Consider the following 12,093-nt stretch of genomic DNA (forward strand, 5'->3'; position numbering starts at 1 on the left):
GCCACACCCTCTTGTATGCTCGATTACGTCTCGCTGGAGGAGGACCTCGGCGAAGAAGAGCGAATGATCCGGGACACCGCCCGACGCTTCGTCGACGAACAGGTCAAGCCCGACATCGCCGACCACTTCGAGAACGGCACCTTCCCGACCGAGCTCATCCCCGAGATGGGCGAGCTCGGGTTCTACGCGCCCAATCTGGAGGGGTACGGCTCGCCGAACGTCAGCGAGAAGGCCTACGGCCTGCTGATGCAAGAGCTCGAGGCCGGCGACTCCGGCATCCGGTCGATGGCGAGCGTGCAGGGCGCGCTCGTGATGTACCCGATCCACGCCTTCGGGAGCGAAGAACAGAAAGAGCGGTGGCTCCCCGGCCTCGGGGAGGGCGAGCTCGTGGGCTGTTTCGGGCTGACCGAGCCCGAGCACGGCTCGAACCCCTCCGGGATGGAGACCGACGCCGAGAAGGAAGGCGACGAGTACGTCCTCAACGGCTCGAAGACGTGGATCACCAACTCCCCGATCGCCGACGTGGCGATCGTGTGGGCCCGCGACCGGTCGGCCGACGACGACCCGGTCCGGGGCTTCCTCGTGGAGACCGACCGCGACGGCGTCTCGACCAACAAGATCGACGACAAGCTCTCGATGCGGGCCTCCGTCACCGGCGAGATCGGACTCAGCAACGTCTACGTCCCCGAGGACGCCGTCCTGCCCGGCGTCGAGGGGATGAAGGGCCCGCTGTCGTGTCTGACCCAGGCGCGGTACGGCATCGCCTGGGGCGCGGTCGGCGCGGCCCGCGATAGCTTCGAGACCGCCCGCGAGTACGCCACCGAGCGCGACCAGTTCGGCGGTCCGATCGCCCGTTTCCAGATGCAACAACAGAAGCTCGCCGAGATGGCGACCCAGATCACGACGAGCCAACTGCTCGCCCACCGGCTGGCCGACCTCAAAGAGCGGGGCGATTTGCGCCCCCAGCACGTCTCGATGGCCAAGCGCAACAACGTCCGGATGGCCCGCGACCAGTCGCGGGTCGCCCGCGAGATGCTCGGGGGCAACGGCATCACCGGCGACTACTCGCCGATGCGCCACATGGCGAACTTGGAGACGGTGTACACCTACGAGGGCACCCACGACATCCACACCCTGATCCTCGGCGAGGACCTCACCGGCATCGCCGCCTACGAGTAGTCTCGCCGCGCCCTCCGTCGTCCGGACGCCGCGGTCGGCCCGACCGCGGAGGGGGCCCGCGGACGCGACCCAAACCGTTATTTCGCTCGGCCCGCTTCGGCCCGACATGGACGATGACACGCGTCAGAAGCTCATCTCGCTGTTCCTCGTGTTGCTGATGATCACCTCGGGCGTGGCCTACGCGGCGTCGTTCTTCTGAGACCGCGACGCGCTCGCGGCGGTCGTCGCCTCGTCGGCGCTTCCTCCGGCGGCTACACGCTGTCGTCCCACACGTCGGCCATCGGGCTCTTTCGGTCCGAGCCGCCCGCCGAGCGCGACCGGGACCGGCCGCCGGATTCGGACTCGTCGGCCGCCCCGGCGTTCCGTGAGGACCCGGCGTCCCGCGACGGCGTGCCGGCCGACGACGACCGGCCGCCCGACCGGCGTCCCGACCCCGCGACCGACCGGCTCGCGCTCGCCGGATCGAAGGCGGGCAGGTCGGGCGCCGTCATCCGGTCGATCTGGTCGGCGAACCACGGCGGCGTGTCGCTCTCGGCCCGATCGAACACCTGCAGGAGACTCGAATCCGCGAGGTAGGTCGCGCCGTAGTCGTCGGGCGACCGGACCACCCGCCCGCAGGCCTGGATCACCGTCCGGAGCGCGGCGCGGTAGTACCACGCCCACTGGCCGGCTTCGAGCCGGTGGGCGACCCGGGAGTCGCTGGTGTTGAGAAACGGCGCCTTGCAGATGACCTGCCACCGCGCGAGGTCGCCTTTCAGGTCGAGGGCCTCCTCCATCTTGACCGAGAGGAACACCTCCTCGCCGTCGGTCGCCTTCCACGCCTCCAGTTGGGCGTCGCGGTCGTCCTTGTCGTGGAGCCGTAGCCGGTCGTCGACGCCGAACTCCCCGAGCAGGTCGGCGAGTCGCTCCTGAATCGCGTACGAGTGGGCGTGGACGATCCCCTTCTCGCCGCGGTGGGCCTGCATGATTCGGACGAGCGCGCGGGCGATATCCGGTAACGTGTCGTCGCGGTGGTCGTAGGTCATCTTCCCCTGGGTCACGTCGTACAGCGGGCGGTTCTCGACCGGGAAAGTGTGGTCCACGTCGACCAGCGCGACGTCGTCGGGGGCCAGCCCCACCTGCCGGCAGAAGGCGTCTTTGTTGAGCATCGTGGCCGACAGGAGGGCGAACTTGTTCCCGCGCTCCCAGACGGTGTGGGTGAGGTATCGCTCGGGGTTCATCGGCTTGATCGTGATTGCCGTGCCCGCGCCGTCGGGCTGGTCGACGACCCAAGTCGTCGCGCTCTCGGCGTCGCGGTAGTCCTCGACGAACCAGTCGAGTTCGCCGATCAGCTCTTGCAAGCGGTCGCGCTCGGCGGCCTCGCTCGGCTCGAGCGCCTGCTGGGCGAGAAGTTCGTCCTTGCGCCGCCGACAGACGTTGGCGAGCCGGTCGGCGTACGCTACCGCGCGGTCGAGCCCGGTGATCTCGGGCACCTTCAGGTCCTCCCAGATCGGCACGGTCCGGGGGTTCAGGTCGATGGTCGCGTACATCTCGGCCCACTCGGCGAGCCCGTGGGCCTCGTCGACGACGACCACGTCGCGTTTGCGAAACACCTCCGAGCCCGCGGTCCGCATGAAGTACGCGAGGGTCATCGCCGCGATGTCCCGGTTGCTGGCGATGGCCCGGTCCGAGAAGTACGGACACCGGTGTTTGACCGAGCAATCGTACCCCGTCTCGCGGGCGCAGGGGGCCCGATCGACGGGTGTGTCGGTCTCGTCGGGCAGGATACAGGAGTAGTTGCGCTTGCCCCGGATGATCTTGAGGTCGGTCAGGAGGTCGTCTTCGGCGACGTCGTCGAGCTGGGACACCTGCGGGGTGGTGTAGTACGCGCCGGTCGCGTCGCTCGGCGCGGCGTCGTCGGGCCGGCGGGCACAGCCCGCGATTGCCCGGGCGAGCAGGGATTTGCCGCTGCCGGTCGGCGCCCGGACCAGCACCACGTCGTTGCCGTCGGCGAACGCGTCCCGGATGTCTTCGAGCGCGGCGCGCTGCGTGCCGCGATAGGAGGGCGCCGGAAAGGCTTCGAAAATCCGCTCGGGGTTCACTGTCGGAGGGGACGGGAGCCGGGAGCCTAAAGCCACCGGAACCGCCGGTCGGCCGCCCCGGCTCGCCCCGGGCCGGCCGTCACGCCCGATCGAGCGCGGCCACGTCCGCCCCTGAGGGGTCGTCGGGCAGACGGTCGATGCAGTCGAAACAGAGGAAGTGCTCGCTCCCGTCGCTGTCGAGTTCGAGGGTCATCCCGCCGGTCGCGTCGTGTTCGAGCGTCCAGATGTTGGCGATGCCGCCCGCGATCGTGACTCGGTCGCCACACCCCTCGCAGGTCTCGCTTGCCATGTGTCTGGAGAGCGGTTCCAGCGCCATAGCCCTGCCGCCGACCGGCTCGCGTCGGTCGAGTCGCCGTCGGCGTGCTCTCGGTTCATGTCGGACGTTTGGGACCCGCGACAGTTAGGCGCTCGCCCGGAGCCTTATGCGACTCCGAGACGAACCCACGGAGTAGTCATGGAGGTGAACTGCGAGGACTGCGCCGGCTGTTGCATCGACTGGCGGGCGCTCTCCCCCGAGCCGAGCGACCACGAGCGCCGGGGGCCCCGGACGCCGCTGGACGACGCGTACAACCTCGTGCCGCTGACCCGCGACGACGCGCGGGCGTTCCTCGACGCGGGGCTGGCCGACGCGCTGACCCCGCGGCTCTGGCGCGACGGGGACGGCGTCGAGATCGACGGCGTCCCGGTCGCGGCGGTCGACGACCGACCGGTGTTTTTCCTCGGGCTCCGGAAGGCGCCCAAGCCGGTCGCGCCGTTCGGCGCCGATCCGACGTGGCTCCCCACCTGTGCGTTCCTCGATCCGACGACCCTCCAGTGTCGGATCCACGACGCCGACGTCTACCCCGAGGAGTGCGCCGAGTACCCCGGCCACAACCTCGAACTGGGGAGCGAGACCGAATGCGAGCGCGTCGAGGCGGCGTTCGGCGGTGACCGACTGCTCGACGACGACCCGCCCGCGGACCTCTCGGCGCTGTTGCTCGGCCCGCAGGCGCTCGGCCAGAAGGTGTTCGCGTTCCCCGATTCCGACCGCCTCTCGGGCGTGGTCGGACGCGCCGAACGCGGCGAACTGACCGACGACGACCGAACGCTGTTCGTCGCGGCGGCGGTCGCGGCCGCACCCGGCACCGCGACGGTGAACCGCGAGCGGTTCGAGCGCGCGCTCGATCGGGCCCGCGAGGCCGACTCGTGGGTCGGACGGGCCGTCCCGGACTGGGAGGACCGGGCCGACGACGCCGACGCGCCGGTGCCCGACCCGGGCGTCGCCGATCGCGTGGAGGGCGAACGGGGCGCACCCCAGACCCCCGGCTGGACCGAGTAGACGCGAGCGCAGAACAGACGACGGGCTACTGCTCGGCCTTGATGGCTTCGAACTGATCGAGGAGATCCTCGGTCGAGTCGCCGGAGTCGTACTCCACGGTCCCGTGGTAGGTCGTCCGGTCGTCGTCCTCGCTCACGTCGACCGTGTTGTTCTTGCGCTCCCGGCGCTCGTGTTCGTCTTCGTCATAGGCACCCATTGACATGACAACCACACTCATGATTGGAAAGCCGCCGTAATGAATGTAACGGATAATAACACCGATTTATCGCCTCGAAAGCAGGTCGGAATCGCGGGCGGACGCGGGATCGCCCGGCGAACGACGGGCCGCGAGCGTCACAACACGTAAATTCCCCGCGGGACAACTGTCGCCCGTGGCAAGCCCGCTCCGCTTTCGCCGCTCTCTGGAGCGGTGGACAGACGACAGGGTCGAACGCGACCTGCGCGAACCCCTCGACCGGAAATTCGGCGCGACCCGCCGGACGCCCCACTACGCCGGACCGAACGGCTACGAGGCGCTCCGGATCGAGATGGACAACGGCGACCTCGCGCTCTTCGCGTTCGACGACGAGGAGGCGTTCTGGCTCGGCAACACCGAGACCCCCTCGGCGCTCTGGCGCACCGACAAACATACTTTCGAGGAGGTTCCCTACCCCGTCGCGCGGTGGGCCCAGCGCGAACTGCTCGGCGACCTGCAGGTCGAGGCGCCGTGGCTGGCCGAGTACGACCACCTCTCGTGGTTCTTCCTGCCCGTGCTGTTCTCGAAGGACGGTCGCCACTCCACCCGGGAGTTCTTCCGGGAACACGCCGCGGGCTTTCCCGACACGACCCGCGAGGCGGTGCTGTCGTTTTACGAGGAGTTCCTCTCGACGGGCGTGCTCGACGACTACCGGTATACGATGGCGAGCAAGCTCGGAACGAGCCCGCAGGTCGACCCCGTCAGGATGGCGTCGGCGATGAGCGAGTTCAGCGTCGCCAAGCTGTTGACCGACGCCGACTACGGCCTCACGCCCGAGATCGAGGTCACGACCGGCCACTCGCTCGACTTCCGGGCCGAGACGCCCGACGGCGAGTCGCCGCTGGTCGAGGTCACCCGACCGCGACCGCCGACCCGCCGGCGGGCGTCGACTCCGGTCGCCGCGGTCCGCGAGACCGCCGAGACCAAGACCTCCGGCCAGCTCCAGAAACACGGCGGCGGCGCGGTCCTGTTCGTCGACTGCTCGGGGTTCCGCGACGACGAGTGGGCCGCCGTCAGGGGCGAACAGCCCGGCGTGCGCCACCGACCCGCGGTCGTGTTCCGACCGCGGCCCTCCGGCCGGATCGAAGCGTACAGCAAGGGATCTGTCCCGCTGGACCTCGACGGCGCCGTCGAGTGGGTGTAACAGTCCCGACGCAGTAGAAAGCGGTCGCGAGGCGGTGCCGTGCGGACGCGGGGCGGTCGCGGTGCGGTGCGGACGCGGGGCGGTGCAGATGCGGGGCGGTCGCGGTGCTGTGGCGTCCCAGTAATTCTACCGCGAGCGAGGGCGAAGCCCGAGCGAGCGGCCCAAGGGCCGACCATCGGGAGGCCCGCAGTGGTTTTGATCGAGCTTTTGCAAGGGCGGCGCGTTTGTGCGCCGCCCGCAGGAAAAGGTCGGTTAGAAGGAAACCTGCCCCGGCCCGTCGGTGCCGAGCACCGTCGGGTCCCGGTCGCTGTACCCCTCGCGGCCGATTGCCTTGCTACTGACCGCCGAGTACATGGTGGCCTGTGCCTCGCGAGCGTCGGCGAACGTCTCCGAGGCGCCGCGCGCGAACACTTCACCGAGGGACTCGGTGCCGTTGGGGAGGTCGAGTTCGTAGTCGTCGTACGAGTCGGCGAGCTGGTCGGAGGTCGCGGGGTAGTCGTGGCGGTCCAGCGCGGTCGTCGCCTGTTTCAGTGACATCGACAGAATCTACATGGATGTTAATGATAAAGCTTGTCGTCGGACAGTATGATCGTCCTTAAGGAGTTTAATGGCGTGTTGTCGGTTGCGAAGCCCTTTCGTCGGTGGGCTTCGTTCGGGGGGTATGAGCGTCTTCGCGGACCTCCACGTCCACACGACCAACTCGGACGGCGAGTTACAGCTCGATCAGATTTCGGCGGCCGCCCGCGAGGCCGACGTCTCGGTCGTCGCCGTGACCGACCACGACCGACTCAACCCGGACCTCGCGGCGCCGGTCGGCACGATCGACGGCGTGACCGTCGTCCACGGCATCGAACTCAGGGTCGAGGCGCCCCACGGCGAGCGGGTCGACCTGCTCGGCTACGGCGTCAGCCCGACCGACGCGCTCGGCGAGGAGCTCGATCGGATACAGGCCGACCGGATCGAGCGCGGCCGCGAGCTCATCGAGCGCGTCGAGGACCGGCTCGGGATCGAACTCGACCTCGAACCGCGGGCGGGGCTCGGCCGCCCGCACGTCGCTCGCGCGATCGACGACCACCCCGACACCGGGTACGACTACGAGGGGGCGTTCGACGAGCTCATCGGCGACGACGGCCCTTGTTTCGTCGCCCGCGAGGTGACCGACTTCGAGCGCGGCGTCGAACTGCTGGAGGCGGCCTGCGGGCTCGTCGGACTCGCCCACCCGTACCGGTACGACGATCCCGAGGCGGCGCTCGGGCTGACACGCCACCTCGACGCGGTCGAGCGCTACTACCCCTACGGCCGGGAGGTCGACCCCCGACCGGTCGAGCGCGCGATCGCCGAGCACGACCTCGTCCCGACCGGCGGGAGCGACGCCCACGAGCGGCGTCTCGGGCTGGCGGGGCTCTCGAAGCCCGAGTACCGACACTTCCGGTCGGCGGTGGACCCGCAGGCGTAGAGTTAAACCGGGTGGGGCCCCTACGGTGGGTCATGCGGTGTCACTACTGCGACCGGGAAGCGTCGTTCGCGCCCGAGAAGGGCGGCGTCCGGGTCGGCCTCTGCGAGGAGCACTTCCGCGAGCAGTTCGAGTATCTCGCGGACACCGACGCGCTGGCGTCGCTCCGCCAGGAGCTCGACGTCGATCGCCCGGAGTAGCGCGTCGAAAAACGATCGGTTCTGGGCGTCTCAGCGCCGCCAGTCTCGTCTCAGGCCCGACCAGCGTCGACGTCGATGGCGTCGACTGGACACACGTCCACGCAAAGCATGCAGTCGATACACTGGGCCTCGTTGGCGGGGTCGGCCTTCTTCTCGCTCTCGGGGTGGTCGGGCGTGTCGACCCACTCGAACACGTCGACCGGGCAGTCCTCCAGACACGCGCCGTCGGCGATACAGAGGTCGAAGTCGACCGCGACGTGGGTGCCGTGGATGCCGAGTTGCTCGGGTTCGTCGACGGGACCCCACACGTCGTGGCCCTCGTGAGTGTCGATCTGCTCGCGGTTTTCGTGGAATTGCGGGTCAATAGCCATCGGTAATCACCTGTTCGTATTACAGGCGGAAGGCTACTTAAAACGATGCTCTTTACTTAAATCCACGGGTCGGGGAAACGATTTAGGCCGGGCTAAAAACGGGGGACGGGAGCGGTCCGGTCGTTTCCGTACAGCGTCGAGAGCTGACCGTTTAAGTCAGTCCGGCGCCAGTCGGCGTCGACGTCGCTACTCGGAATCGCCGGTCGGCTCGGGGCCGAACCGCTGCCACGCCAGTCCGAGCGCGGCGACGGTGACGACCGTCACCGCCACCTGCGCGAGACTCCCGCCGAGCCCGCCGGCGACCGCGCCGCCGGTCAGGGCCCCACCGCCGACCGCACCGGTCCCGACACAGCAGAGGCTCGCCGCGCCGCCGACGCCGAGTAGCGCCAACCGCGAATCGCTGACCATGCGTGATCGTGGCCGCCCGCGGCCTTCGCTCTTTCGTCCGCGTCGTTCCGCCAGAAGCCGTCTCGCGCCGCGGTCGTCGCGCCGACGGACACGTCGACCGCCGGGGCGGTCGGATCCAGGAGCCGCGATGTCGCGGGCGGAGTTGCCGGCGCGCGTACCTTTTTGCCCGGCCGCGGACACGAACAGTTCGTGACCACGATTCCCAGTCCGGGGCTCGGCACCTCCGGGAACGACGAGCCCGATCAGTGTGCCGAGACGATCCGAACCGCGCTCGAACTCGGCTACCGACACGTCGACACCGCCCAGATGTACGACAACGAGGCCGCGGTCGGCGACGGCATCGCCGCCAGCGACGTCCCGCGCGAGGAGATCTTCCTCGCGACGAAGGTCCACCCGACGAATCTCGCGGCCGAGGACGTCGCCCGGACTGCCGACGAGAGCCTCGACAGGCTCGGGGTCGACGCCGTCGACCTGTTCTACGTCCACTGGCCGACCCACGCCTACGACGCCGAGGCGACCCTGCCCGCGTTCGACCGGCTCGCGGCGACCGGCAAGACCGAGCACGTCGGCGTGAGCAACTTCACGGTCGATCTGCTGGCGGAGGCCCGCGAGATTCTCGACGCGCCGATCGCCGCCAATCAGGTCGAGATGCACCCCCTGCTCCCGCAGGACGACCTCCTTGCGTACTGCCGCGAACACGACATCACGGTGGTCGCGTACGCCCCGCTACTGCAGGGAGAGGCCGGCGACGTCGACGTGTTGGCCGACGTCGCCGACGACCGCGACGTGAGCCCCGAGGCGGTCAGCCTCGCGTGGCTGGCCCAGCGCGACGGCGTCGTCCCCATCCCGAAGGCCACCGGCGAGTCCCACCTCCGGGCGAACTTCGACCCGCCCGCGCTCACCGACGAGGAAGTGGCCCGCATCGACGCCATCGAGCGCCGCGAGCGACGCGTCGACCCCGACGGCGCGGCGTGGGACGCGTAGGGCTCAGAGGGGCTCGATCTCGTCGCCGCGTTCGAGCGTACCCGACTCCACGACGTCCGCCCGGAGCCCGCCCCGGTGGAGGAGTTCGGAGACGACGCCGTCCCGTGTCAGCGATTCGAGGTGGCGACACGGCTCGCAGAGTTCGACGCCCTCACAGACCACGTCGCCGACGCGGAACCGCTCGCCGACGAGGTGATTGAGCGCGGCGTCGCTGGTGGTGACGTTCCGGCGGTGGCGGCCGTCCCGGAGTTCGAAGCCGTCGCGCTCGGCGGCCGCCAGCGCCTCGGACTCGATGAGCGTGAGCCCGCCGCCCCCGTCCCCGAAGTGACGGTCCCCCCGGAGTCCGCGGCCCGCGAGCGCTTCGACCGCACCGACCGATTCGACGTCCGCGCCCGACTCGGGCGCGAGGTGGATGGCTTCGACAGTACCCGTTCCGTTCATACGTCGGCCTCTCGCCGAGAGGACTTAAACGTCGTGCGCCGCAGGGCCGGAGCGTCCCGCGCTCGCGTCGTCCGGCCGATCACTCGACGGTCGCGTCGACCACGACGTGCCAGACGCCCTCGCTGTGGCTCTTGACTTTCCGGCGATCGAGGACCGCCACCTCCCGGTCGCGGTCGGCGGCCGCCGCCCGGAGCCGCGAGACGGGTCGGTCCCACAGAAGGTCTTCGGGGGTGGCCTCGTGCATGTGGATCGTGCCGCCGGGCGCGAGCGCCGCGAGCGCGCTGTCGAGATATTCGTGGGCCTCGTAGTAGCCCATCACCACGCGGTCGACCCGAGGATCGACGTCCACGTCCCGACAGTCCGCCCGGAACGCCGAGACCCGATCGGCGACGTCGTTGAGCATCGCGTTCTCCGCGAGGTAGCGAAACGCCGCCGGGTTGCGCTCGACCGCCGTCACCGCCGCGCCCGCCCGGGCCATCGGGAGAGTGAAGTAGCCGATGCCCGCGAACATGTCGAACACGCGCTCGCCCGACTCGACGACCTCGCCCATCCGGGCGCGCTCGGCCTTGTTGCCCGGCGAGAACATCACCGTCGAGAAATCGAGCGCGTAGCGGGTGCCGTGCTCGGTGTGGACCGTCTCGGTGTCGCCCGCGCCCGCCACGACCGACACCGAGGGCTCGCGGTGCTCGCCCGAGATCCCCTCGCGGGCCACCACGGTGTCGGCCTCGCCGTGGAGGTCGAGCAGTGCCTCGCCGACCGCCCGACGGTCGGGACAGTCCGCCGGGAACGTCGCGAGCACGACGCTCCCGACGACCGCCCACGACCCCGGGGCGCGCTCGATCTCGTCGTCGGACCACCCGCGCTCGCGGAGGTGGGCCGCCAGATCCGGCAGGCGCCGCTCCGGGTCGACCTGCTCGACCACGTCGAGCACCGCGGTCTCGGCCGGCGGATCGGTCACCGGGAGCGCCACGGTCTTCTCGCTGTACTCGGTCACCTTTCGGGTCGCGTCGTAGACTCCCTCCGCCCGGAGGGCGGCGATGGCGGCCTCGCTCTCGGGCTTGCGGACGACCGCCGCGAGCGCGTCGTCGCCGGTCATGCCTCGTCCCGGTCGGGCACGACGTGGAGGCCCGCCCGGCTCTTGAACACGGGGACGGTGTCGGCCTCGGCGTCCATGTACTCGGGGCGGGCGATTGTCCGGGCCTGATAGGTCTCGGGGTCGAGCACCTGCACCGCCCGGTCGTCCTCGACGGTGACGACGGTAGTCTCCTCGGCGTCCTCGATCCGTCCGAGCCGCCGGGCCTCGGGCGCATCGCCGTCCTCGAAGCCGGCCTCGTAGGGCTCGCCCGTGGTGAGTCTGATGCCTTTGAGGTTCCCACGGACGCTCCGGACCAGCACGGGCCCGCCGTCGTCGTCGGCGAGGTCGATGATCTCGCCCGGCGCGTACGGCGGGAGTCGGACCGCGTAGGTCACTCGGTAGACCTCCTCGCCGTCCTCGTCTTCGGTCACGAGCGTCTCCGAATCGGAGTAGCTCCCGCCGAACTCCTCGATCACCTTGGCGGCGATCTTCTTGCCGATGTTGGTGGTCGAGACCTTGACGTCGAGGCCGTCGTCGGTCTCGCTCACGTCGGTCACGAAGGCGTCGCGGTCGCCGGTCGCCTCCATGTCGGCGACGATCTCCTCGGCGATGGCCTCGGCGCGTTCGACCTCCTCGGCGGTCGGCGTCCGGTCGCGCGCACGGACCTGAACCACGCTGGCGTAGTAGTCGCCGGCGATCCGACCGCACCGCGTGCAGGTCTGGCGAGAGATCTTGACGGGCACGACGACCTCCTCCTCGACCGGCGTGTCCCGGACGATGCCGGTGAAATAACAGTGCATCCGGATGGTGTTTTCGTCGACCTGTTCGGGTTCGACCTGCCAGGTCACGTCGCGGGCGTCGAGGTGGATCCCGAGCGACTCGCTGACCTCCTCGACCGCGATGTCGGTGTAGTCGCGAGCGCCCACGTCGACCCACCGGTTGCCGCGGTGGACCGCGCCACACCGGGCACAGACCAGCACCTCGATGCGGTCGGGCGCGTCGACGAGGTCGAACCGGTCGAAGTAGCAGGCGTCACAGAGCGTCTGCTCTTTGCCGCGGGCGCCGGTCGCACCCGGCACCACCGGGCGCTCGGCGGGGTCGGTCTCGATGGGGTCCCCGCAGTTCGGGCAGAACCGGCGGGCGTCGGTAGTCATGGTGCGTGGTAGGGGGTTCGCGGGTTTAAGTCTGAAGAACCGCGATCCCG

The 12,093-nt window shown here is 69.8% G+C and carries 15 protein-coding genes; 6 read left to right on the forward strand and 9 right to left on the reverse strand.

What is annotated here, in order from left to right:
* Positions 1-15: 15 nt before the first annotated feature.
* Positions 16-1,179 (forward strand): acyl-CoA dehydrogenase family protein, encoded by a 1,164-nt coding sequence (locus EPY72_RS06450; protein WP_135805891.1) that lies wholly within the window; start codon positions 16-18, stop codon positions 1,177-1,179.
* A gap of 251 nt (positions 1,180-1,430) precedes the next feature.
* Here the strand turns inward: EPY72_RS06450 and EPY72_RS06455 are convergent, their stop codons facing one another.
* Positions 1,431-3,260, reverse strand: a complete 1,830-nt coding sequence (locus tag EPY72_RS06455; protein WP_135805892.1) for a helicase C-terminal domain-containing protein — start codon at positions 3,258-3,260, stop codon at positions 1,431-1,433.
* 79 nt (positions 3,261-3,339) lie between these two features.
* Entirely contained in the window at positions 3,340-3,549 is a 210-nt protein-coding gene (locus EPY72_RS06460) for a DUF7561 family protein (protein WP_135805893.1), read from the reverse strand.
* A gap of 165 nt (positions 3,550-3,714) precedes the next feature.
* Here EPY72_RS06460 and EPY72_RS06465 point away from each other — a divergent pair, with 165 nt between their 5' ends.
* Positions 3,715-4,578 (forward strand): YkgJ family cysteine cluster protein, encoded by an 864-nt coding sequence (locus tag EPY72_RS06465; RefSeq protein WP_135805894.1) that lies wholly within the window; start codon positions 3,715-3,717, stop codon positions 4,576-4,578.
* A 25-nt stretch (positions 4,579-4,603) separates the two neighbouring features.
* Here the strand turns inward: EPY72_RS06465 and EPY72_RS06470 are convergent, their stop codons facing one another.
* Positions 4,604-4,780: a DUF5786 family protein gene (locus EPY72_RS06470; RefSeq protein WP_244605532.1), complete on the reverse strand. Its 177-nt coding sequence runs from the start codon at positions 4,778-4,780 to the stop codon at positions 4,604-4,606.
* Positions 4,781-4,949: 169 nt separating this feature from the next.
* Here EPY72_RS06470 and EPY72_RS06475 point away from each other — a divergent pair, with 169 nt between their 5' ends.
* On the forward strand, positions 4,950-5,957 hold the full coding sequence (locus EPY72_RS06475; protein WP_134671123.1) for a DUF5784 family protein: 1,008 nt from the start codon (positions 4,950-4,952) through the stop codon (positions 5,955-5,957).
* Between the two features lie 252 nt (positions 5,958-6,209).
* Here the strand turns inward: EPY72_RS06475 and EPY72_RS06480 are convergent, their stop codons facing one another.
* Positions 6,210-6,494: a DUF5789 family protein gene (locus EPY72_RS06480; protein ID WP_134671124.1), complete on the reverse strand. Its 285-nt coding sequence runs from the start codon at positions 6,492-6,494 to the stop codon at positions 6,210-6,212.
* A gap of 124 nt (positions 6,495-6,618) precedes the next feature.
* On the opposite strand from EPY72_RS06480, the gene EPY72_RS06485 reads away from it, so the two are divergent.
* Both EPY72_RS06485 and EPY72_RS19270 read left to right on the forward strand, forming a co-directional pair.
* Positions 6,619-7,413, forward strand: a complete 795-nt coding sequence (locus EPY72_RS06485; protein WP_135805895.1) for a PHP domain-containing protein — start codon at positions 6,619-6,621, stop codon at positions 7,411-7,413.
* Positions 7,414-7,445: 32 nt separating this feature from the next.
* On the forward strand, positions 7,446-7,610 hold the full coding sequence (locus EPY72_RS19270; protein ID WP_167599451.1) for a DUF6757 family protein: 165 nt from the start codon (positions 7,446-7,448) through the stop codon (positions 7,608-7,610).
* A gap of 50 nt (positions 7,611-7,660) precedes the next feature.
* Here EPY72_RS19270 and EPY72_RS06490 read toward each other — a convergent pair whose 3' ends face one another.
* The gene (locus EPY72_RS06490) at positions 7,661-7,981 is read right to left on the reverse strand and encodes a 4Fe-4S dicluster domain-containing protein (protein ID WP_134671126.1); all 321 of its coding nucleotides are present in this window, start codon (positions 7,979-7,981) and stop codon (positions 7,661-7,663) included.
* A 186-nt stretch (positions 7,982-8,167) separates the two neighbouring features.
* Complete coding sequence (locus tag EPY72_RS06495) at positions 8,168-8,389, reverse strand: hypothetical protein (protein WP_135805896.1); 222 nt, start codon at positions 8,387-8,389, stop codon at positions 8,168-8,170.
* 189 nt (positions 8,390-8,578) lie between these two features.
* Between EPY72_RS06495 and EPY72_RS06500 the strand changes: the two genes are divergently transcribed.
* Complete coding sequence (locus tag EPY72_RS06500) at positions 8,579-9,373, forward strand: aldo/keto reductase (RefSeq protein WP_134671128.1); 795 nt, start codon at positions 8,579-8,581, stop codon at positions 9,371-9,373.
* A gap of 3 nt (positions 9,374-9,376) precedes the next feature.
* Here the strand turns inward: EPY72_RS06500 and EPY72_RS06505 are convergent, their stop codons facing one another.
* From EPY72_RS06505 to EPY72_RS06515, 3 genes are all read right to left on the reverse strand, one after another.
* On the reverse strand, positions 9,377-9,814 hold the full coding sequence (locus EPY72_RS06505; protein ID WP_135805897.1) for an MOSC domain-containing protein: 438 nt from the start codon (positions 9,812-9,814) through the stop codon (positions 9,377-9,379).
* 79 nt (positions 9,815-9,893) lie between these two features.
* Positions 9,894-10,910, reverse strand: coding sequence for a class I SAM-dependent methyltransferase (locus EPY72_RS06510; RefSeq protein ID WP_135805898.1), 1,017 nt, complete (start codon positions 10,908-10,910; stop codon positions 9,894-9,896).
* Complete coding sequence (locus EPY72_RS06515) at positions 10,907-12,043, reverse strand: 60S ribosomal export protein NMD3 (protein WP_135805899.1); 1,137 nt, start codon at positions 12,041-12,043, stop codon at positions 10,907-10,909. Before EPY72_RS06515 ends, EPY72_RS06510 begins: the two co-directional genes overlap by 4 nt.
* Positions 12,044-12,093: the final 50 nt, after the last annotated feature.

Source organism: Halorussus marinus, from assembly GCF_004765795.1.
GTDB classification, from domain to species: Archaea; Halobacteriota; Halobacteria; order Halobacteriales; family Haladaptataceae; genus Halorussus; species Halorussus marinus.